The organism is Roseivivax sp. GX 12232 (genome assembly GCF_021272185.1).
Taxonomy (GTDB): Bacteria; Pseudomonadota; Alphaproteobacteria; order Rhodobacterales; family Rhodobacteraceae; genus Roseivivax.
In genome coordinates, this window is sequence record NZ_JAJSEC010000034.1 from 1 (window position 1) to 1,213 (window position 1,213).

1 protein-coding gene is annotated in these 1,213 nt (G+C 76.0%); it reads right to left on the minus strand.

Features of this window, described 5'->3' with window-relative positions; all coding sequences use genetic code 11:
- Positions 1–72: 72 nt before the first annotated feature.
- On the minus strand, positions 73–1,213 hold a 1,141-nt coding region (gspL, locus tag LR948_RS18770; RefSeq protein ID WP_232755691.1), incomplete at its 5' end, for a type II secretion system protein GspL.

Here is a 1,213-nt window from a genome sequence, read left to right on the forward strand (position 1 = left end):
AGAGCCCCGCGAGCAGCAGCCCGCCGCCGATCACCATCACCCGTTCGCGGGCCGAGAGGGAGGCAAGCAGGCTCATCCGCCCTCTCCCGGCCTTAAGGTCAGCGCGGCCTGCGCCCCCGAGGGGCCTGCGGTCGCCGTGCCCGCCGAGACCGAGAGCCCGGCCACCCGCAGCCGCTCCTCGGCGCTTTGCAGGTTTTCGAGCCCCGCCGCCGTGACCTCGAGCGTCAGCGTCGCGGGGGAGGCCGACCAGACCAGCCGATCGACGGTGACCGGCTCCGGCGCCTCGAGAAGCGCCGCCGAGGCGCGGTCGAGCAATCCGATCACGCCGCTCTCCGCCCGCGCCGAGGCCGCCCGCGCGGTGAGCTGGCGGTACAGCAGCCGGGGGTCGTCGGACAGCCGCGCCTCGGGCAGGGTCTCCGCGAGCCGCGCGGCGGCCTCGGCGCCGGTTTCCGCCGCGAGCCCGCGCAGCGCGCGCAGGTCGGCCCAGGCCAGCGCCAGATGCAGAAGCCCAACGCAGACAAGCGCCGCGGCCACCGCCTTCAGCGGCCGAACCAGGTTGCTCGGCGGTGCAAACTCTCCCTGCCGCAGATCCACCGCGCGGTCGGCGGGGTCTGGCGCGTCGCCCATCGCCTCGGCCTGCACATGCGCGATCGCGTCGGGCAGCGGCGCGCCGTGGTTTTCGACCCGGGGCCGGCCCGCGAGCTGCCAGAGATGGTCAAGGCCCGCGACCGAGACGGCAAATCCGGTGCCGTCCGAGACCCGCACCAGCACCCGCTCGCCGTCGCGCAGCACCGCCCAGGCCACGCCGGCCTCGGGCGCCTCCGGTGCGGGCAGCACGAACTGCTCGGGCCGGATCGCGCCGCCCGGCCCCTCGTCGACGGCCTCGCGCATGATCTCGCGGCGCACCACGGCGGCGAGGACGCGCTTGTCCGGCAGGGTCCGGCACATGGCGATATGCACCGCCTCCAAGGGCTCGCCCAGCTGGTCCTCGAGGGCGAAGGGCAAAGCCGCGCGCCGCTGCCGTTCCGAGGCGGGGGGCAGGTCGACCGCGTGCAGGCTCACGTCCTCTGCGCGCAGAATCGCGGCCTGCGGCGCGCGGCCCGAAGAGGCCGCCAGCCGGGCCCGAAGCGCCTTGGCGCCGGCCGGTCCGGGCTCGTTTGGCCGCGCGGAAACCGCCGCCTCGCGCGGGGCCTTCAGGGAGCGCAAAAGCCGA